At 35.1% G+C, this 18,559-nt stretch carries 18 protein-coding genes and 1 riboswitch; of the genes, 13 read left to right on the forward strand and 5 right to left on the reverse strand.

The annotated features are described in order from the left end of the window. Positions 1–22 precede the first annotated feature (22 nt). Positions 23–201, reverse strand: a riboswitch (cobalamin riboswitch). A 134-nt stretch (positions 202–335) separates the two neighbouring features. Continuing rightward, a complete protein-coding gene (locus BUE84_RS17635) occupies positions 336–1,649 on the reverse strand; it encodes a T9SS type A sorting domain-containing protein (RefSeq protein ID WP_079242828.1) in 1,314 nt (437 codons plus the stop codon). A 154-nt stretch (positions 1,650–1,803) separates the two neighbouring features. Here BUE84_RS17635 and BUE84_RS17640 point away from each other — a divergent pair, with 154 nt between their 5' ends. Then, the gene (locus BUE84_RS17640; RefSeq protein WP_079242829.1) at positions 1,804–3,420 is read left to right on the forward strand and encodes a helix-turn-helix domain-containing protein; all 1,617 of its coding nucleotides are present in this window, start codon (positions 1,804–1,806) and stop codon (positions 3,418–3,420) included. Further along, positions 3,417–4,547, forward strand: coding sequence for a tetratricopeptide repeat protein (locus BUE84_RS17645; protein WP_079242830.1), 1,131 nt, complete (start codon positions 3,417–3,419; stop codon positions 4,545–4,547). Before BUE84_RS17640 ends, BUE84_RS17645 begins: the two co-directional genes overlap by 4 nt. Positions 4,548–4,598: 51 nt before the next feature. Here the strand turns inward: BUE84_RS17645 and pafA are convergent, their stop codons facing one another. Then, complete coding sequence (gene pafA, locus BUE84_RS17650; RefSeq protein WP_079242831.1) at positions 4,599–6,245, reverse strand: alkaline phosphatase PafA; 1,647 nt, start codon at positions 6,243–6,245, stop codon at positions 4,599–4,601. Positions 6,246–6,347: 102 nt separating this feature from the next. On the opposite strand from pafA, the gene BUE84_RS17655 reads away from it, so the two are divergent. The 9 genes from BUE84_RS17655 (at position 6,348) to BUE84_RS17700 (ending at position 11,857) form a co-directional block, all read left to right on the forward strand. Beyond that, a complete protein-coding gene (locus BUE84_RS17655; protein ID WP_079242832.1) occupies positions 6,348–7,133 on the forward strand; it encodes a hypothetical protein in 786 nt (261 codons plus the stop codon). A gap of 20 nt (positions 7,134–7,153) precedes the next feature. Further along, positions 7,154–7,546 (forward strand): VOC family protein, encoded by a 393-nt coding sequence (locus BUE84_RS17660; protein ID WP_079242833.1) that lies wholly within the window; start codon positions 7,154–7,156, stop codon positions 7,544–7,546. Between the two features lie 17 nt (positions 7,547–7,563). Further along, on the forward strand, positions 7,564–8,100 hold the full coding sequence (locus BUE84_RS17665) for a GNAT family N-acetyltransferase (RefSeq protein ID WP_079242834.1): 537 nt from the start codon (positions 7,564–7,566) through the stop codon (positions 8,098–8,100). Between the two features lie 80 nt (positions 8,101–8,180). Further along, positions 8,181–8,414, forward strand: coding sequence for a hypothetical protein (locus BUE84_RS17670; protein ID WP_079243975.1), 234 nt, complete (start codon positions 8,181–8,183; stop codon positions 8,412–8,414). A gap of 113 nt (positions 8,415–8,527) precedes the next feature. Continuing rightward, positions 8,528–9,079 carry a putative glycolipid-binding domain-containing protein gene (locus BUE84_RS17675; protein WP_079242835.1) on the forward strand — a complete coding sequence of 184 codons (552 nt, stop codon included), beginning with the start codon at positions 8,528–8,530 and terminating at the stop codon, positions 9,077–9,079. 104 nt (positions 9,080–9,183) lie between these two features. Further along, entirely contained in the window at positions 9,184–9,372 is a 189-nt protein-coding gene (locus BUE84_RS17680; protein ID WP_079242836.1) for a hypothetical protein, read from the forward strand. 46 nt (positions 9,373–9,418) lie between these two features. Further along, complete coding sequence (locus BUE84_RS17685) at positions 9,419–10,336, forward strand: alpha/beta fold hydrolase (RefSeq protein WP_079242837.1); 918 nt, start codon at positions 9,419–9,421, stop codon at positions 10,334–10,336. Positions 10,337–11,000: 664 nt separating this feature from the next. Continuing rightward, positions 11,001–11,291 carry a hypothetical protein gene (locus BUE84_RS17695; RefSeq protein WP_079242839.1) on the forward strand — a complete coding sequence of 97 codons (291 nt, stop codon included), beginning with the start codon at positions 11,001–11,003 and terminating at the stop codon, positions 11,289–11,291. Between the two features lie 14 nt (positions 11,292–11,305). After that, positions 11,306–11,857 (forward strand): hypothetical protein, encoded by a 552-nt coding sequence (locus BUE84_RS17700; protein WP_079242840.1) that lies wholly within the window; start codon positions 11,306–11,308, stop codon positions 11,855–11,857. 141 nt (positions 11,858–11,998) lie between these two features. On the opposite strand, the gene BUE84_RS17705 is transcribed toward BUE84_RS17700, so the two are convergent. From BUE84_RS17705 to BUE84_RS17715, 3 genes are all read right to left on the reverse strand, one after another. Further along, positions 11,999–12,925, reverse strand: a complete 927-nt coding sequence (locus BUE84_RS17705) for a malate dehydrogenase (RefSeq protein WP_034699354.1) — start codon at positions 12,923–12,925, stop codon at positions 11,999–12,001. Between the two features lie 118 nt (positions 12,926–13,043). After that, positions 13,044–13,595, reverse strand: a complete 552-nt coding sequence (locus BUE84_RS17710) for a biliverdin-producing heme oxygenase (protein WP_079242841.1) — start codon at positions 13,593–13,595, stop codon at positions 13,044–13,046. Between the two features lie 21 nt (positions 13,596–13,616). Next, positions 13,617–15,815: an ATP-binding protein gene (locus tag BUE84_RS17715; RefSeq protein ID WP_079242842.1), complete on the reverse strand. Its 2,199-nt coding sequence runs from the start codon at positions 15,813–15,815 to the stop codon at positions 13,617–13,619. Between the two features lie 380 nt (positions 15,816–16,195). On the opposite strand from BUE84_RS17715, the gene BUE84_RS17725 reads away from it, so the two are divergent. After that, positions 16,196–17,245, forward strand: coding sequence for a linear amide C-N hydrolase (locus BUE84_RS17725; RefSeq protein WP_079242844.1), 1,050 nt, complete (start codon positions 16,196–16,198; stop codon positions 17,243–17,245). A 139-nt stretch (positions 17,246–17,384) separates the two neighbouring features. Beyond that, positions 17,385–18,551, forward strand: a complete 1,167-nt coding sequence (locus BUE84_RS17730; RefSeq protein ID WP_079242845.1) for a porin — start codon at positions 17,385–17,387, stop codon at positions 18,549–18,551. Positions 18,552–18,559: the final 8 nt, after the last annotated feature.

The raw sequence follows: 18,559 nt of genomic DNA on the forward strand, positions 1-18,559 counted from the left end.
CTTTTCCTCCGAAAGCAATATGTTTTTTAATTATAATTCCGGCAGGTCTCCTGACTTTCGCATTCTGCTCCTTCCCGTTATTAAACAGTGGCTTTTTGCAGAAACTTGAGTTGCGATTTACAGTTGCGGGGACAGTCCGGGAGTTACACCCGATTCCCTTTTCATTCCAAAATACTGGAAACCAAAATTTTTGCAAAGATAGTTTTTTATATGTATTTGCCAAAAATCAGGCTTTTCCTTAAAAACATTATCTTTTTTGATCTATAACAAAAAAGAACGGCCGCTTTCAATATTGAAAACAGCCATTCATCCCACTACTTTACTATTTATATATGTTATTTTTTTATAAATTTATAAGCCTCCTGTTGTACTCCTTTTACAGAATATTGCAAAATATAACCTCCTTTTGACAGGGATGAAACATCAATCTGCTCTTCTACATGATCAAATGATTTTACCTTTTGTCCAACCATATTATAAATTTCAGCTTTCTCTATTTTTCCTTTTCCTTTAAAATATAGAATATCAGTCACAGGATTAGGATAGATCCCCATATTGTTTTTCTCTTTTACAGCATCATTCACCGATAAGAATTCAGAAGTATCCAGATAAAAAGCAATTATCTGACCTGAAGCATTCGTCCCTGATCCGGCAATTTTCTTTCCGTCCTGTGAAATTGCTAAAGGAAGCCCCATCGTGACTCCATTGGTTGCAATTCCTAAAGATGCTGCATAATCATTCAGATTAATTCTTCCGGTAGCAAAGGTCCAGATAAAGCCTTCCCCTGACATAGGAGGTGCTCCAAATGCTCTGTAATATCCAATTACTTTTTTTCCATCAGCAGAAATTCCTGTTGCTCCTCCTTTGAAGCTGAAAGAAGCATTAGGATGGGTTATATAAGTAAGTCCACTTACCGCATTCCAGACATAAGGATTAGGATTTGCTGAGCCTATGATTGTATTTCCGTCTGCAGAAATTCCTCCTGCTTCCCCTACATTATTCCCATTATTATCTGTAATAAAACTTTCTACTCCATCCTGCCATTTTGCCCCACTTCTTGTTCCGGTTGGCTCATCCTGCCAACCTACAATTACTGTTCCTGCAGCATTGATTGCATTTGCTCTGGAGCTGCGTCCGGGAACCATACTTCCTAAATCTATTATTCCGCTTACCGCATCCCATTTCACAGCGTGTGCGTTCGCAGCAGTAAGAAACCCTAAACCTACGATCGTACTTCCATTGGTAGTCATGCCCCAGGTTGAACTCACACTGCCATCCCATCCAGTAGGAACAAGCCCACCTCTGTTTACCCAAGTGGAAGTAGCTACATCGTAGGTTGATATTTCATTAAATCCTGTTGCTGCATTTGTTATCGAGGACGAAATTTTAGTTCCGTCATTCGAAACAACAGTTCTACCAGCAGCCGGATAACCGTTTGATATAGAACCAATCTGTACAAGACCTCCCGCTGCGTTCCATTTATATATTCCTCCTGCACTTGTATGCATGCTTACGACTCCATTATCCGATACTGCCCCTACGTTATAATTTCCCAAACCTATTACAGTAAGCTGCGCCTCTGCAAAACCAAATTTCAGGAAAAGACAAGCCGTCAATATTTTCATTGACATTCTGTAAAAATTTTTCATATTTTATTATATTTAGCGTTCCGAATTGGTGAAAACAATATTAATACAATATTCAGCCTATCAAAAGAAATTGACTTTCATAATTCGTGAATTTTAAAAGAATTTAATTTTTAAAAACCTAATAAACAAACAGATACAAAACAACATTTTGAATATGGATTTTACCAGAATTATTCAAAAAAACACAAAAAACAAATTTTCAAGACAAAAATTATTTCAAACTTTACTGTTTATTTTCATTTTCTGCTCCCTTACTATCAAAGGACAGTCTGGTCCGGACTTTACTATTCTAGCCGATAAGGCATTTCTGAAGCTTTATCAGAATTCTGACGAATGCATCAGTTATACTCAGGGAATTCTTGTGAGCGATCAAAATGCCGAACACAAAATTGTACTTCAAAACATTATTTCACAAGCTTTTGCCATGAAGGGAGAATATGTACAATCTGTCAATATTTTTGCTCAAAAAGAAGAGCCTGATCAAAAAAACGATCTTTCTTATTTTATGCAGGTTTTCAGTGATTATAATCTTGCAGATCAGTATCAGAATCTGGGTTTGTACAACCAATCAAAAAGAATTATTTCTCATCTCTTGTCTGATCAAAAACTCCTTAAAAGCAGTAATCCGGCATTAAAAATCACCACTGCAAAACTGTATCAGCTCCAGGCATTGAACTCGGGAATCAACAGAAACTATCCTGAGGCTCTAAAAAATCTTGATCAAAGCAATCAATACCTCGGCGATAATAATGAAGAGAATAGAATTTTAAAAATCGAAAACAGAATTTTCAGATCTTCCTATCTGCTGAAACTAAATAAACAAACTGATTATAAAGAACTTATAGACAGTATTATTACAGATCTTGAACATCAGAAAAGCCAACCTTTTCTTTTAGGACTAGCCTATGAAAACCTCTCCCAATATTATTTTCTGAGACAGGATTATGCAATAGCTATTGAAAAACTGGAAGCAGGGCTTCAATTGATTGAAAATCTTTCTTTTAACAATTTAAAAATTAAAATCTACGAATCACTTTCCCGTAATTACTACGCACTACATAATGATGCAAAATACCATCAGTACAATAAACTTTACAATGATTTAAAAACAAAAACAGATTCCAGTTCAAAAGAAGGAATACGATATCTTGTGAAGCTTGTGGAAACAAATCAAAATAAAAATATTGAATTTCAGAAACATCTGCTTCTAAGATCTTCCTGGTCTTTAATCCTGATTATATTTTTGATCATTTTGGGTTTGCTTACTTATTTTTTACTCATGAAAAGTAAAAATAAAGACTTAAAAAAACAGTTTGATTTCTTTGAAAAACAGATCAGCAGAAAATCTCAACCAATCATTTTAAACAAAACAACTGCAGCGACAAAAGATTCCGCCACAACAAAAATATCCAGGGAAAAAGAAGATGAAATTCTCCAAAAGTTGGAAGAATTTGAAAAATCCGACCGGTTTTTGAATAAAAATATGTCTCTGTCTCTGCTTTCCTCTCAAATGGAAATCAATACAAAATATCTTTCTGAAATTATTAATAGTAAAGAAAAAAATTTCAACGGATATATTAACAAGCTTAGAATCAACCATATTGTACAGTTGCTAAGAACTGATTCTACTTTTCTTAATTATAAAGTAAGTTATCTGGCAGAATATTCAGGATTCTCATCACATAGTGCATTTACTACTGTTTTTAAGTCAGTTACGGGAATGTCTCCCAATTCCTATATTCAGGAAATCAGTAAAACAAAAGCCTTATGAAATCAATAGTAAAAATAATCCTGTTGCTGGTTGCCTTTTGTAATTGTATGAAAGCACAAAAGACACCTGACAGCGTCTTAATAAAAAAGGCGAAACTTGAAATTTACGATAACCCTGATCACACCATCAAAATCGGAGAACAATTATTAAAAAAATCTCATGATATCAAAACTTCCATTAATCTTTATATGCTGCTTTCAACGGCCAATATTGCCAAAAGAAATTTTGAAGAGTCTTTAAAATATATATTAAAAGCAAAAGAACTATCTCAGAAAACCAATGATCCCAGAAGTCAGGCGGGGGTTCTCATATCTGTTGCCATCCAATATCAGCAAATGGAGCTTTTCAACAAATGCCTGGAAACACTGAATGAGGCAGAACAGTATATTGCAAAAATTCCTGAAAAAAAACCTGAAAAATACATTGAAACCGCTGCAAGCTATGCAATAAGGGGAATGGTATATAAAAGCCAGTCAAATTCTGAAATTGCTTTGGAAAAATTTCTGATTTCTATACGAAATTACGAAAAGGTTCCCGTGAAAAGAACTACTTATTCCAATATGAGTGTGGTGTATTATAATATTGGATATTGTTATCTCAACCTTAATCAAATTGATAAAGCGCAGGAGGCTTTTCTCCAGTCTATTAATTATGCCCGTAAGAATTCTGCGAAAAGTCTGGAAGCATTCGCATTGAAAGGAATTGCTGAAATACACAAACAAAGACATGAAAATCAAACTGCAATAAACCTTTTACTAAAAGCTGAAGATCTTTCTAAAAATACCGGAGATATCATCCTGAATGAAGGCCTTTATAAAGAAATGGCTGAGAATTATCTTGCTATGGGACGACAGAATCTCTATCAGCAGTTTAATAAAAAACACATGGAAATGCGATTCAAAAGAAAGCAAAATGAACTGAAATCCATTAATCAGGTGATCGACAATCACAACAAGGAAACAGCTTTGAAAAATGAGAAGCTGAAATCTGATTATCTTTATATTAAAATGGCTTCAGTCCTTCTGGGATCTATTTTGATCGTTATTCTTTTATATTTTATTATCAAAATCAGAAACCAGAATAAGAAGTTTCACAAAGAGATTCAACAAATGATAAGGACATCATAAAAAAAACATTCCCCGTTGGGAATGTTTTTTTTATGATGTATAATTTTCAATTTATTTACCAATAACTTCGGTAATTGGATTTCCTACATTTCCACTTGGAAACTGGATTTTCAATAAAGAAGATACCGTAGGAGCAATATCTGTCATGTGATATTCTTTGTTACTTTCTCCCTGTTTCACTCCCCAACCCATAAAGATCAATGGAATATGAGAATCGTAAGAATTCCATACACTGTGCGTAGTTCCTGTTTTAGAATATGGTGGAAGCATAGAATCATGAGAAATTAACTGGATATCTCCACTTCTCTGTCTGTTGATTCCATTAATAATTCTTTGTTTGATTGGCTCCGGAATGCTTGCCTCCTGAACTTTGTCTACAGAAACAGCATATAAAACAGTAGGATCTTTCTCAATTTCTTTTACAGCAAAGTTTCTTACATCATCCAGTTCAAGCTTGTTGTCTGCTAATACTTTTCTGTCGAAATAAACCTGGTAGTTATCAATGGCATTAACCAGTTTATCTGCTCCGAATTTATCTTTCAGTTTCTGGTTCAGATTCTTTTCTGCATCTTCTCCGAAGAAACCAGTCGGAATTTTATGTTCTTTCAGGAATCCTACAGAGTGTGCTCCACCATGGTCAGCAGAAAGGAAAACAGTGTACTCCCCTTTTCCTACCTTTGAATCAAGATATTTGAAGAACTCTGCCAAATCCTGATCTAGTCTGATATAAACATCTTCTACTTCAATAGAATTCGGTCCGAATTTATGTCCTGCATAATCTGTAGATGCAAGGTTGATCGCTAAGAAGTCTGTGATATTATCTCCACCCAGTTTTTCACCTTCTACAGAAGCTTCTGCCAATTTTAATGTCAGAGTATTTCCGAAAGGTGTGTAACGGATATTGTCTTTTTTAGTCTGGTAATCTTTTGCTAAATTACTGTAAGGGAAAGTAGGTGTTTTTGCACTTCCCAGTAAACCTTCCCAAGGAGAATTGTCTGGTGCGCTTTCTGTATATTCGTTGATTGGAAGTAAAGTATTCCATCCGTTGGCTACTAATTTTTCAGGGAGATTCTGAGAGTTGAATGATTTTACCCACTGAGGAAGATCATTCATATACCATGTACTGGTAATGAAATTCCCCGTGCTGTCATCAAACCAGAAAGCTCCGTTTGGAGTATGGCCGGCAGGAAGAATAGAAGCACGGTCTTTCAAAGAAACACCGACAACTTTTCCCTGGAAGTTCGTTGCCAGTCTCAATTCGTCAGTTACTGTGGTAGACCAAAGATTTTTCGGAGAGTGGCTTCCCGTTTTTGTATTGGTAGTTCCTACTGGCTGAACGCTCTCATCCGCGGTACAATAAACTCCTTTACCTGTTTCTTTATCCGTCCAGTCGTTTCCTGCAATTCCATGAATAGCCGGTACAGATCCTGTATAGATACATGTATGTCCTAAAGCCGTAATGGTAGGAACATAAGGAATATGTACATTATTCAAAGAATATCCTGTATTCAAAAGTCTTTTAAAACCATCATTCCCATACTTACCGTAGAAACGGTACAAATAGTCCCAACGCATTTGGTCTACTACCAGACCTACTACTAATTTCGGTCTTTCCAGTTGAGTATTTCTGTTCTTCTGTGCATTGATTGTAACTACGGACAATAAAGTAGCTGCCGCAATTGAAATGTTCCTAAGCATCCAAGTAAATTTTTATTGTTGACAAATTTAAGGGTTTTGAAAGTTTTGGAGTATGAAATTTTATTTAAATTTGATTATTGTACAATTATCAATCAATCTTCTATGATTTTAGGCGTATACTGGTATTTCAAATTTCCGGATCATTTATATGACTTTCAGTTTTTCAAATTTTATCCCGGATATGGAGGACATGCTGATAATCCTGCTGAACTGGCAGCAAGAATTCGGGTTGAAAATACAGATGATTTTATCCATAAACTGGAAGCACTAAAATCAGATTTCAAGAAAGCATATTTACACCTGAATTTCGATGGAAATCAAATCATCATCAATATTGGAGACCATATGCTTTTTGATTTTCATTTTCAGTTTGCTAAAGAGATTGAAGAACTATTGATCCGTGAAAGTGCAATATTATTGGATGCCAGTCTTCCTTTTACCATTCAATCCAGCAAAAGCTATCCTCCGGAAAGATGGGAATTCAAAAATATAGAGCATCGTTTCATTCAGATGGTGGGTTCTGACTTCAAAAAAAGTAATGCAGAAAATTATGCAGCCAGAATCGATTGTAATCTGCCTTTACAGCATAAAAAAGAATTGATTGATGACCTGACCCAGATTTCCAGAGAAGAAAACCTTCATGCATTTTATTATAATGATTTTGATTTTAAAGATCATTGTAACCTGATGCTCTTTTTCACCAATGGGAGACAGAAGAAAGAAGCCATCCAAAAGGTTGACATCAATTCTTTTGGTAATAAAGTAAGACAACTTACCCAGAAATACCCTCTTCATTTCGGTCATTTCGGAAGTTTCAAAGAGTATCCTTTACATGGCCCTCATACTGTGTTGATAGCAGATGAGGAATATATTTTAAACAAAAAATAAAACCATTTTAATCCAATACTATGATTAAATTCAAATATGTCATTCTCTATGTAGAAGATGTAGAACAGTCTATGAACTTTTATAAAAACACCTTTGGTTCTGAAATAAAATTCATCACTCCCGAAAAAGATTATGGTGAACTCCTGACCGGAGAAACAAGTCTTTCATTCGCCTCTGTGAGCCTGGCCAATTCCAATATTAAAAAAGGATTTCTAACAGCAAAAACAGAAGGCCAACCTTTCGGAATGGAACTGGGGTTTACAACAGATAATGTAGAGGCTTTGGTAGAAAAAGCAATAAAAAACGGAGCTGTTCTCTATGAAGATATTGCCATAAAACCATGGGGACAAAAAACAGCTTATATTAAAGATACTAACAATTATCTGGTAGAAATTTGTACCGAAATTCAATAAAGTAAAAATATACAAGGGTGGAAATAAAAAAATTACAAAAACTAACCTCTAATCCGAGCCTGGATTGGGGACATAACGGGTATACAACAGACATAAGATATGTGGTTTCCTCTATTGAATTTGGAGGTTCTTTTGAGTTTATTTTAAAAGAGAAGTCTTTGCCTTATCACAAAATATGGGAAACGACTTCTGAAGATCTTGAAGAATTGAATACCCTTATTGAACAGGGAAATTCTTTCGGTGCTTTTGTTAATGAAAAACTTGCAGGCTGGATTATCTGTGAACAAAGAACATGGAATAACAGTTTTTATATTGAAAATATCCTGATCAACGAAAAATACAGAAGACAGGGAATCGGAATTATGTTGATTAAAAGTGCCATTAAAGAAGCCAGGAAATTGAATTGCAGAGTGATTGAACTGGAAACACAGAACACCAATTATCCTGCAATACAATTTTACAGAAGAATGGGATTCAATATTACCGGACTGAATACAAGATTGTATGAAAATGCAGAGGAAATCGCGCTTTTTATGACTTTAGATGTAGGGTAATTTTACCACATTGATTAAAACACTTGTCGGTGTGTTAATAATTTTATACATTAGTAATCAACAAATTAAAAATGATTACTATGAAAAATTTAAAAAAATTAAAGAGAAATCAGCTTGTGTTGATCAGTGGTGGAGATACTCCCTATGCATTATGTGATATGGATGGCAATTGTCCACCCACTATAGGTTCATACTATTGCAGTGGTGGTACCTGCTACAGAGTTTCAGACGGTGGCGGCGGTGACCCTGGATGCCCTGAACCTATGCGCCTGTGCCAGGAATGGGAAACAGGATGCGGATGTGTTTATATGTAAAAAATATTTGTTAGATAAAATTTTGTTGAGGGCGGTTTTACCGCTCTTTTTTTGTAATCAGCTCTGGCATTCATTAACTTGCATCTCGTAATAATACATCAAAGAATATCATTATGAAAACATTGATCTGGAAAGGAATATTTTATCAGTCTCTTGAATATTTTAATTTACAATCTGATGATAAAAACTATACGGTAGAATCAAAAATCATCGGTTGTCATGAAGATAAAATATATAGCATAGAATATAAAATTCATACTGATAAAGACTGGATTGTTCAGAGTTTTTTAATCGAATCTGAAATCAATAATAATAAAAGAACACTTACAGGAAAAAGAATCCAGGATCAATGGGAAATCAACAATGCTGTACATCCTGAATTCAATAATTTCACATTCATAGATATCTCACTTACGCCATTCACCAATACTTTACCGGTCAACAACTTAAAGCTTTCAGAAAACAGCTCTAAGAAGATTGATGTTATTTATATTGACGTTTTAAACCATCATATCAGACCTGTTCAGCAACAATACACCCGAACAACGGCTAATAAATACCTGTATGAAAATATAGAAAACGATTTTAAAGCAGAAATTTCAGTGGATGAAAAGGGATTAGTTACAAATTATCCAAGACTGTTTGAAAAGATTGCAGAACATTGAGACATAAAAAAATATCACAAGGGATGAGATAAAGCTGCGGTCCTTGTTTTCACAGCAAAAATACGATCCTCTTCCACCCAATATAACAAAACATAAAAATAAATATGGATGTTAATTTTTTAGGATTAATTGGTAATGTAATAAGGTTAATTTTTATTTTCAAACTTAACTATAAAAAACAACAGGAAGCATCTCAAAAAGATTTTGAAAAAGAAGAAAAAAAAGATATTACGGTAGGTTTTGTGGCTATAGTATTCATTATAATTATAGGGTATTACTATTTCAGTAATTAAATAATATTCAGCGTAATAAACAGTCCTTCATAATTGTTATAAGGATATGAAAACAATTACTCTCCTAGTCTTTTTTTTCGTCTCCCTGACTGTCATTTCAGCTCAGAATCATCACTCCGAAGGTTTTTATGAAACTTCAGATCATGTAAAGATCAAGTACAAGGTCTCCGGAAAAGGAGAAGCCTGCATTTATATTCCCGGCGGTCCCGGACAGGGCTATCCATCGTTTGAACTGATGGGTGGAAACCATCTGGAAAAAAACATGCAGATGATTTATATGGATCAGCGGGGTTCCGGAGAATCCGACACTTCTGAAAACTACCATCTTGATAAAATGATTCAGGATATAGAAGAATTGAGACAGCATCTCCAATTGAAAAAAATCTTTCTGCTCGCTCATTCTTTTGGTGGAATTATAGCCGTGAACTATGCAAAAAAATATCCTGAACATACCAAAGGACTTATCCTTTCTAATATCACGCTTCATTTTCTGAATGATGAATCTGTCAAGGAACAGATTGAATACGGAAACAGTCTTTTACAGGCAAAAAACAAAGCCATACCTAAAGACAGTCTTACCTCAGAACTTTCAAAAATAAGCAGTGCATTAAGGAAAAAAAGAATCGGATATAAATTTCTGACTGAAGATATTGAAACCATAAAAGAATCCGATAAGATTGATTCTCTCCATCCCCGCATTATCGACTTCGGAATGGCTGTTATTTCAAAACCTAAAGATTATCCTGAATATTATGCTGATTATACTCCAATTACAAAAGAGATTATTGTTCCTGTGCTTATCATTACGGGAAAAAAGGATAAAGCAGTGGGAACTCAGCATTATAAGACCTTCAGGTTTCCCAGTCAGAAAATAGTTTCCATTAATGGCGGGCATCTTTTGTATTATGAGAAAAATAAAGAATTTGTGAATACTGTCACTCGGTTTGTGAATACAACAAAGTGACATTCTATTGATAAGTCTATAATAATAAGGGTTTCAGCGCGGCCTCCATTATCAAAGTTCCTGTAAACCCTTCATCAGCTGTCTCTACCCACTTCCGAACTCCCTTTAGACAGTTGTATAAATCTCTTTAGCCACTTCATGAACTGGCTATAACCAGTTAAGAACGGCCTCCAGCCCCTTCATCAACGATCTCTACCCACTTATGTAACGGTCTGTATACCCTTCATTAACCCCCTGGAGGCACTTATCCAGGGGGTCTACCCCCTTACAGAACTATCTCTATCCCCATAAACAACCAGGTCTACCCCCTTGGGTAAGGGGGTAGAGGGAGTTATAGAAGGGGATATTGGAAGTTCAAAAAGTAGCTGCAGACCATTTTCAATAATTAGACTTGATTATGGTTTTCCGTAATGATTCAGATAAAGAATCTTTAATTTTGAAATATTAAAACTATAATTATGAAAACATGCTTCAATATACTTCTTATTGCGATAACTTTAATCTTTATTAATTGTACCAATAATAAAAAAGATTCTGACACAATATTGAACTCGGAAAAAGAAAGTAATAATATTACAACTACAGAAAAGTTAAAATATAATAATAGTAAAATAAAAAAATTGATAGTAAAAAAGAATTAAGAAATGATGGTAATTTTAATCAAATGACTCTTTTAGTAGTAAATAACAATATTAGTGTTGAACAGTTAAAAGTTTACTGCTCAAATGTTAAATCTAATTATACAGACGGATATTTCCAAATTTTAGTATTTTTTAAAAAGTCTAACAGTATAGCATTCCCAAACAACCCTCTAACTGGGCTTTACATGGAAGAAAAAGATTTGAAAAATATAAAAGCTATTTATACTATCAACAATATAAACGGATATAGCAAGTTAGATTACTATGAAAAAAATAATTGGGAGAGTATAGCCCAAACTGTTGAAATCAATTAATAAAATTTATTATAATGAAAAAAATATTTTTAATTCTTTCTTTTTGTGTGTTTGTCAGCTGCAATAATAATAAAAAAACTGAAACAAAAGATTCCAAAACTGAGATACAATCAAAAACAACAGGATCAGATCTAGAACAGCTGAAAACTGAATCGTCAAGACTAAGAGCTGGGGGTTCAATCAAAAGTGTTGAATTTGAAAATGGAAAAGCTACCATTTATTATGTAAAAAACTTTGCAGAATATAAGGAATTAAATCCACAGTCTAACTTAACCAAGAATGACTTAAAAGAATATTGGTCAAGTGGAAATGCTATTCAGAAAGCTATGATTGAAGGATCTGTAAGATTAATGAAAACTCTTAGCTTTATCAATGAAGTAGAAATTATACTTCCATTTGAAAACAATGTTTATAAAATTGATGTTAAAAAAGCTGAACTAGAAAAATTTACAGGAAAAGATTTTTCAGAAATCACAAAAAAATGGACTGAAAGTTTCATTGATCCTTATGTCTATGATAGTAAGGGCAGAGAAAAATTTTTCAACAAATTTGGTACTCAAGAATAGTACTTTTATTTAAGTAAATCATACTTTAATTCTTATTTTTCTTAATACTTCAATAGATTTTCAAAAACAACCCCGGCTGTTTCAAATGAAACAGCCGGGGTTTATCTATTTTAATTCCTGCTTAAAAAAAGCGGGCTATTATTAAAATTTAAGATCTCCATTCACCTCTCTAACTGCATTAGCAGCTTCAGCGAATTTCAATTGCTCTTCAGCAGTCAAAGTTACGTTTACAATTGATTCTACTCCGTTGGCTCCGATAATTGCTGGAACACCAAGGCAGATATCATTTTGTCCGTATTCTCCTTCAAGCATTAAAGAACAAGGGATCATTTTCTTCTGGTCACATGCAATAGCCTGAACCATTACAGACACTGCTGCACCTGGAGCATACCAAGCTGAAGTTCCTAATAATTTCGTAAGTGTAGCTCCTCCTACTTTAGTTTCTTCGATGACATATTTTTGTTGTTCATCACTCAAGAACTCAGTTACAGGAACACCATTTCTTGTTGCTTTGCTCAATAATGGAAGCATACCTGTATCACTGTGAGCAGCGATTACCATACCGTCAACATCAGAAATTGGAGCTTCCAATGCTTCAGCCAATCTGTATTTGAATCTTGCAGAGTCTAATGCACCACCCATTCCGATGATTTTGTGCTTAGGAAGACCTGAAGTTTTGTGTACAAGGTAAGCCATAGTATCCATTGGGTTAGAAACTACGATGATGATTACTTCCGGAGAATGTTTTACTAAGTTTTCAGTAACTTCTTTCACGATACCAGCGTTGATACCGATCAATTCTTCTCTCGTCATTCCAGGTTTTCTTGGAATCCCTGAAGTGATTACTGCTACATGAGAACCTGCAGTTTTGCTGTAATCTCCTGTTGTACCCGTAATTTTTGTATCAAATCCGTTAAGAGATGCTGTCTGCATCAAATCCATTGCTTTTCCTTCAGCAAACCCTTCTTTAATGTCTACCAAAACTACTTCTGAACAGAAGTTCTTCATTGCGATGTATTCTGCACAGCTTGCTCCTACAGCGCCTGCACCTACTACAGTTACTTTCATATTGTTACTTTTTAAAAATTATTTTTTGTTAGTTAAGTTTAAATTTGAAACTCCCCAAATTTAACAATTCCTGAAAAATTGAGCAATTTTTCAGGAATTTAATTAGAATTAAAATAAATTAGTTGACGTTCAGTAAAAACGTATATAGTTTTTTTGCACCGGAAAGCACTTCATTATAGTTTTCTTCCGCGACTTCTGTATCCAGAACTTCTTTGAAATTTTTCCACATTGGCCCCGTATTTTCCTGATAGCATCCGAAAAAATTGAAGGTAACCTCATCAAAACCCTCCGTTTTGGAAAGTTGCTTTGCAATTACATTTCCACCAAGGGTAGAACCTTCAATGACATACATTGCTCCAAGGGCTTCATGCTCATTATTGAACTCCAAAGGATGAGAAACTTCCTGATCTTCCAGGGAAAGACTTTTCAGGTCTTTTTCAATAAGGGAAAGTTTCTTTCTTTCTTCAAGCTGAAGTTTTTCTGCATACTTATCAGAAAGGCTGCTGAATATTTTGTCTTCGCTGTGAAGAAGCATCAGGTAATTGGTATGAATGATTTTTTTATAATCTTCTAACGTGAAAGTTTTGTTGAAAATCTTTTCAGAATTAAAAAGTTTTTCTGCTGCATCGTGATAATCTGCTGTATTCTGTTTAAGATATTCTGATACCATAAATAACGTTTTAAAAGTTTCTCAAATATAAGGCTTTTTGAACGTTAAAATAAAGGAAGTCCCTTCACTGTTGCTTTCAAAATCCACATTTCCACCCAATCTCTTCATGATGCGGTGTACAATAGACAACCCCACTCCATTTCCTTTAAACTTTTTAGCATTATCCATCCGGTTAAAGATTTTAAACATCTTATGTTTCTCCTCGGCAGGAATACCAATACCGTTGTCTGAAATTCTGTAAATAATGGTCTGCCCGTCATCTGATCCTTCAATTTCCACTTTCGGAAGATCTTTATGAGAGGAATATTTCACAGCATTGTTGATGATATTCAAAAATACTTGGTGAAGCATGGTTTTATCAGCCAATACATCCGGGCATTCTTTAATGATAACTTCACTGTTCGGACTGCCATAGGTCATCTTAGCGTTTTCGGAAATTTTCTCAATTGTATGAGCTGTTTTCAGGCTTTCAAGCTGGATTTCACTATGCTTGGCTCGACTCAATTGGAGTACATCGTGCATCATTTCCGCCATATTGTCGATTTCCTCAATAATTGAATTGATCTTGGTTTTACTTTTTTCAGCATCAGCTGTAAGATTTCCCAAAAGCATCTGAGCATTCAGCTTCATTACAGTCAGTGGTGTTCCCAGGTCATGGGAGATGGTGTAAGAAAAACTGTCAAGTTCTTCATTTACTTTTTTAAGCTCATCATTAAGCCTTTTGATGGCATTATAATTTTTATGGGAAGTTTCTAAGATCAAATCCCTTACAGCCTGCACTGCACTTATATTTCTGGAATTCCATCTTTTAGAATACCCTTTAATATTTTCTGTAAAAATACGGAATGAAGTTCTCGGTGATATCATGTGTTTTTCCTCTCCATTCTGAGAAAACACCTCTACTTTTTTCTCGGGATTTCCAGCCCAGTTGATATGTTCATCAAACTCTTTTCTGAACCAGATCAGCATTTCATTTTTATCTCTTTCAATAAAATAGATTGCAATTCCTGCCGCATTTTCCGTCAATTCAAGTTCTTTACCGTGATCTTTAAGGAAGCTTCTGCTTACATAGATTCGCTCATCAGTATTCCCAAGAGCCCATCCTGCAATTCTTCCTACTGTTTCAACATCAGGTGTACTGCCGTCTGTAATTATATTTTCATCCGAAACAATGGCAAGTCCGTCTGCTTCCGGTAAATTTCTGATCTCTTTTTTACATTCAATAAGAGAATCAAAGAGATGATTATGTTTTAAAAATTCCGTTTTCAGTTGAGATGTTTTCTCATTCAGTTCCAAACGGTAATTCAGTTCGCTTTTTGATTTAAAAGATGAATAGGCATTGGCAGCAAGTGTTGTAAAAATTCCGGCCTGTACTCTGTCTTCAAGATCAATATGTTTGGGTTCTACATTCTGGCAGGTAACCAATCCCCAAAGATGGTCATCAATAATAATGGAAACGCTGAAACTTGAAGCTGCTCCAGAATTTTTAAGATATTGTCCGTGAACCGGTGACATCCCTCTTGATGCTGAAAAAGTAAGATCAATACTCTCTGCTTTTTTGCTTAAAATAGGAACCGTATCCGCGTATACATTACTGAAAATTCTTTTTCTTTTTTTAAGATAAAGATCCCTTGCCTGCTTTGGAATATCAGACTCCGGGTAATGAAGCCCAAGGAAACTTTCCATGTTTTCATTCTTCTTTTCGGCAATTACTTTTCCGGAACCGTCCATCATGAATTTATAGACCATCATCCTATCATAGTTGATCACCTTTGAAAGCGTTTCCAGAAGATGATTCCAGAGTTCCTTTTCATTATCGATGATGTAAAAATTATCATATTTATTGGAAATTCGTTTACTAGGATTAATGATCACTTCTTCGAACTCCAGAAAGATATAAAGCTCACTTCTGAAAACAGAAAAATGATACTCTTTATCGTTGATAAAAATCTTATCGAAATAGGTTTCATTTTTACGTCTGGTAAACTTGTCCAGTGAAGTATAGATTTCTGAATCAATAATGTTCTGAAAACTTTCAGGAAAGTCGGTAATCTTTCTTCCGAATAGCTCTTCTGAACTTCCGACTTTAAATAAATCCGCAATATTCCTGCTAAAAAAAGTAATGGTATGGGACTCTGCATCAATGCCAATCAAATAACCAAAACTCTGAATAGAACCCGGAATATGGATAGGTTCTTCATGGCACTCTATAAAATTCATATATCTCTTCAGTCTATCTATCAAATATACTGTTTTTTCAAACAGCTTTCTTCTTTGTGGTATCTAATTTTAAAGCCTGCTCCACCAAGTATTTATGGGAGATTTCCAGCAAAAAAAGAATCAAAAACACATTAAAATATTCTTTATTTTTTCCCCTTTTTCATGTCAAATATCTAAAATATACGAAAAAAAATCCAATAATCAAGTTACGCACTCTTTAATCATGATTCATAACATGGATTACACATTATTAACCTTAATAATTGTTTTATTTAAACAAATTTCGCTAAATTTATATCACCAAATAATGAATATGATAAAAATTCATTGAATTATTCTCAATGAATTCTATATAAAATTTAAATTCAAATAATACTATTATGAAAAAGTTCCCATTAATTTTATTTTCTCTGGTCCTCTCTATAGGATTATGGAATCCTTCAGAAGCCTGTACAAGGGTGGTTTACAAAGGTCCCCAGAATACTGTTATTACAGCTCGTTCTATGGACTGGCGTGATGAAATCCCGGCCAATTTATGGGTTTTACCAAAAGGTATAGACCGTAACGGGCAGGTAGGTTCTAAATCAGTAAAATGGACTGCCAAATACGGAAGCCTCGTCAGTACATCATGGGATATTGCATCATCAGACGGAATGAACGAAAAAGGATTGGTTGCTAATCTGCTTTGGCTGGGAGAATCCCAATACCCAAAATTCGATGGAAAAGGAAGTAAAAAAGGGATTGCCATCTCATTATGGGCACAATATTATCTTGATAATTTCGCCACCGTAAAAGAAGCTGTAGAACATTCACAAAAAGAACCGTTCGTGATTGTAAGTGATTATATTCCGGGAACAGAGAGATTTACTACCGTTCACCTTTCCATTTCCGATGCTTCAGGAGACAGCGCTGTCTTTGAATACATCAATGGAAAACTAGTGATCCATCACGATCCTTCTTACACGGTAATGACCAACTCTCCTATTTTTGAGGAACAGCTCGCTCTTAACAATTACTGGAAAGGGATTCCAGGAACAGTTATGCTTCCGGGAACCAACCGTGCTGCAGACCGCTTTGTGAGAGCTTCATACTACATCAATGCAATTCCGCAGACCGCAGATACCCGCACAGCAGTAGCCAGTGTTTTCAGCGTAATCAGAAACTGTTCTGTTCCTTACGGAATCACTTCTGCAACAGAACCTAATATTTCTTCTACAAGATGGCGTTCTGTTTCTGATCAGAAAAACCTCGTGTATTATTTTGAAACGGTTTTTACTCCCAATACTTTTTGGGTAGATCTTAAAGATTTTGATCTGAGTTCTAAAGGAAAAGTGATGAAACTGGATCTTAGCGATAACCGCACTTATAACGGAAAATCCAATGCAGAGTTTAAAGAATCTGCACCGTTCACATTCTTAGGATTAAAATAGATATTTCGCCACAAAAAATGCTCACGCTTAGTAAACAATGCTCTAAGTATGCCCCATTATGATTTTATGAAATACTAAAAACGAGTTGGATAAGCAGTTGTGGTAAAATAGATTTCACAATAAAAAAACAAAAATAGATATGGCCTTTTTTTCGATTAAAAAGAAAAGCCTGATCCTGTGCATGCTTGCCTGTGGGTTATCAGCTTATGCGCAAAATCAGGATTCTCTGAAAACCACAGCTCCTCCAAAGGAAGAAGACAATGTAAAATATCCGCAGCTGCAGATCAAAGGCCTTTTTCAGGCACGTTATCTTGTAGGAATGAGTAAAGATGTTGATGTAAACGGGCTTCATCATACCGATGGCTCCGGAACTGATAATAATTTCATGCTCAAATACATGAGGGTTCAGGTTCGGGCACAGATCAGTAAACGTACGGAAGTTGTTGTCTTGGCTAACCTTGCCGATTTTAAAAATGACCCAAAAAGCAGAGTTCTTGAAAACGCTTATCTGAAGTATACCTTCAATCCTAAATTAGCCATTACTGTAGGACAGTTCAGACCTTGGTTCGGTATTGAAGAGACCTATCCCATTGATATTATCAAATCTCTAGACTGGTCCAATCAATATACGGAATTTGGGAAACTGGGCTGGACAAGTTTCCAGATCGGAATGTCTGCCACAGGACAGCTTCAACTCGGGGAAATTCCCTTCCAATATGCTGTTTCAGTAGTCAACGGAAATGGAAAGAATCAGATTAATGATAATGACAACGGAAAACAATATTCTACCCGTCTGGTTTTCGGATTATCTAAAAAATACCATTTCAATGTAGGACTGAATGGAGGTACCGGAGAAGTTTTCAGCAAAAAAGTATATGCGCTGGGTGTAGATCTGAGTTCATTGATCGAGTTTGATTCAAAATGGAGTCTTGACATGCAGCTGGAAGCCAAACAGGCAACTAACCACGTTCTGTACAACTCCATTGCACCGGAATTACGTCCTGAAAATCCCGATCAGTATTTGGTACGAGGAGCCTACTTCCTGCCGAATCTGAGATACGAGATCAACCACAAAAATCTCAGCGCCTTCGAATTGTCATGCCGTTACGAATATCTTGACACCAATTTCAGAATGGCTTCTAACCCAAGACAAACCATTACCCCAATGTTCGGATTGGAATTCCTGAAAAATTATGGAGCAAGAATTCAGCTGGGAGTGCAATTTGACCGCTACAAATATCAGGTGGAAAACACCTCACAATACAACAACAATCTATTTATAGTGCAAGTTCAGAGTAGATTTTAAGATTAAAT

The sequence above is a fragment of the Chryseobacterium indologenes genome (genome assembly GCF_002025665.1).
Lineage (GTDB): Bacteria > Bacteroidota > Bacteroidia > Flavobacteriales > Weeksellaceae > Chryseobacterium > Chryseobacterium metallicongregator.

Bases quoted from the DNA above. Each gene is read 5' to 3' on its own strand.
- BUE84_RS17715 (WP_079242842.1), bottom strand. From the start codon at position 15,815: ATGAATTTTATAGAGTGCCATGAAGAACCTATCCATATTCCGGGTTCT.
- BUE84_RS17725 (WP_079242844.1), top strand. From the start codon at position 16,196: ATGAAAAAGTTCCCATTAATTTTATTTTCTCTGGTCCTCTCTATAGGA.
- BUE84_RS17705 (WP_034699354.1), bottom strand. From the start codon at position 12,925: ATGAAAGTAACTGTAGTAGGTGCAGGCGCTGTAGGAGCAAGCTGTGCA.
- BUE84_RS17655 (WP_079242832.1), top strand. From the start codon at position 6,348: ATGATTTTAGGCGTATACTGGTATTTCAAATTTCCGGATCATTTATAT.
- BUE84_RS17635 (WP_079242828.1), bottom strand. From the start codon at position 1,649: ATGAAAAATTTTTACAGAATGTCAATGAAAATATTGACGGCTTGTCTT.
- BUE84_RS17670 (WP_079243975.1), top strand. From the start codon at position 8,181: ATGAAAAATTTAAAAAAATTAAAGAGAAATCAGCTTGTGTTGATCAGT.
- BUE84_RS17680 (WP_079242836.1), top strand. From the start codon at position 9,184: ATGGATGTTAATTTTTTAGGATTAATTGGTAATGTAATAAGGTTAATT.
- BUE84_RS17695 (WP_079242839.1), top strand. From the start codon at position 11,001: ATGACTCTTTTAGTAGTAAATAACAATATTAGTGTTGAACAGTTAAAA.
- BUE84_RS17640 (WP_079242829.1), top strand. From the start codon at position 1,804: ATGGATTTTACCAGAATTATTCAAAAAAACACAAAAAACAAATTTTCA.
- BUE84_RS17710 (WP_079242841.1), bottom strand. From the start codon at position 13,595: ATGGTATCAGAATATCTTAAACAGAATACAGCAGATTATCACGATGCA.
- BUE84_RS17700 (WP_079242840.1), top strand. From the start codon at position 11,306: ATGAAAAAAATATTTTTAATTCTTTCTTTTTGTGTGTTTGTCAGCTGC.
- pafA (WP_079242831.1), bottom strand. From the start codon at position 6,245: ATGCTTAGGAACATTTCAATTGCGGCAGCTACTTTATTGTCCGTAGTT.
- BUE84_RS17660 (WP_079242833.1), top strand. From the start codon at position 7,154: ATGATTAAATTCAAATATGTCATTCTCTATGTAGAAGATGTAGAACAG.
- BUE84_RS17645 (WP_079242830.1), top strand. From the start codon at position 3,417: ATGAAATCAATAGTAAAAATAATCCTGTTGCTGGTTGCCTTTTGTAAT.
- BUE84_RS17730 (WP_079242845.1), top strand. From the start codon at position 17,385: ATGGCCTTTTTTTCGATTAAAAAGAAAAGCCTGATCCTGTGCATGCTT.
- BUE84_RS17685 (WP_079242837.1), top strand. From the start codon at position 9,419: ATGAAAACAATTACTCTCCTAGTCTTTTTTTTCGTCTCCCTGACTGTC.
- BUE84_RS17675 (WP_079242835.1), top strand. From the start codon at position 8,528: ATGAAAACATTGATCTGGAAAGGAATATTTTATCAGTCTCTTGAATAT.